1 protein-coding gene is annotated in these 1,805 nt (G+C 31.9%); it reads right to left on the bottom strand.

Annotated elements, in window-relative coordinates:
* Positions 1-184: 184 nt before the first annotated feature.
* Complete coding sequence (locus CD172_RS12365; protein WP_103346507.1) at positions 185-1,345, bottom strand: MFS transporter; 1,161 nt, start codon at positions 1,343-1,345, stop codon at positions 185-187.
* Between the last annotated feature and the right edge of the window lie 460 nt (positions 1,346-1,805).

Here is a 1,805-nt window from a genome sequence, read left to right as displayed (position 1 = left end):
GAAGATAGAAGTGCTTACTTCTAGCAAGAGATAGTATTATATATCCACATTACTTATATTTTAAACATACTTTTAATATTTTTTGTTTAAATTTAATAATTAGTCAATAAATACGATAGAAGTTGGCATCATCATTTTTAAACTTCTGGTCTGCCTTAAATTGAATAGACATTTTTACAATACATCATTGACGTGAACGTCGACACTGATAGGCATTGTGAATGACCAAAATGAATACAAGTAAAAACGCTAAAGATGAAATGAAAAAAATCATCTGTATTGATAGCCATTTGGATAAGATACTGAGTAACAATGAGCTCATACCAAATCCTAAATCAAAGCTTGAAAAGAATGACGCATTGGCCAAACTACTTTTCGCATGATCAACACTTTGTACGGCCCATGTTTGAAGACTAGGCATTACCGTTCCATATCCAGCACCGAATAATGTCGCTGATAGGATGAGCATTGGCAAAGTGTGTGTCATCGCAAGGACAATCATGGATATGAACGCAATGATCGCTGAAAAAATAATAATACTCCATGGTCCTTTCCTATCATACCAACGACCTGTAATAGGACGAATAAGCGTTGATACGAGCGCATTAATTACGAAGAACAAAAAGACGCTCGGTATATGACGTTGCTCACTAAAGATAACAAGAAATGTAACGATGGATCCAAAACTAAACGTAGACAACACCACTAATATAGATTGAAAACGTGTCGCTTTCAACATTAATGATTCTAAAAATTTAAACCCTTTAACGTCTACATGCGCCTTTTTAGGCGTATCAAGCATCGTTAACATCACTAAAGCAAATAGATTCAGAGCAGTAGCACAAACAATTAAAATATTAAATGTATAGGCATTATAGACAAATATTCCTAAACTTTGTGCGATAATTGCTCCTGCTGTCGTAGAAATTGAGAAATATCCTATACCTTCCCCTAACTTATTTTCAGGAAGATAATCAATGGCTAGTGTATTGTTGACTGTCGTTGATGCACCCCACAATACACCATGGAATAGACGTAACGCCATTAAAATCACAATAATTTCTAAAAATGGGTAACTCATTGTGACAATTAGTAGCATCGCTGTAATTAAAATAACGATCATTTTAACATTACGATTAATCATATAGTATCCAATAAACGGTCTAATCAATATTGAACCAATTGTAAAGAGTGACACGATCAAACCAATTTGTAATGGACTCGCTTGCATTTGATTTAAATACGCGGGTAAAACCGGTAATAGCATTTCAAAAGCAATAAATATGAAGAAATTGCTTACGAAAAGCATTATAAATGATTTGTTAAATATTTTATTGTAGTTCATTATTTATCCTCACTTCTAAATTTAATTTTAATTTAGAAGTGATACATCCACTGAAACACTTTTACACCTTCTTAAATAACGCATCTTTCAACAGTCCTCTCTATAAAAAATACTAATTCATCAATGTGCCATTACACCCTTTGGCATTTCTACTATAGCACCGTTTTAATATATATAAATATGTATGTCATTTTTGAATTTATTATTCATTGCTTCATTAAAATGAAATGGATAACCACTATACTACATTTCCTTTTTGTTGTAAAATCACAAAAAAATACCGCAACCTAAAGGTTACAGTATTTCAATTCGACTCGAATAAAGTAATTATTTGAGCTTTAACTCTCTACCTCTCATAATCCATTTATAAACATTTAAATTAAAAAACAACATAATAAGTCGAATAACTCCATAAAACTTGTGACGCTCATGCGTGTCATAAATGTGTTATTTTACATCT

The organism is Staphylococcus agnetis (assembly GCF_002901865.1).
GTDB lineage: Bacteria > Bacillota > Bacilli > Staphylococcales > Staphylococcaceae > Staphylococcus > Staphylococcus agnetis.
This window is presented reverse-complemented; position numbering and strand designations above follow the sequence as displayed.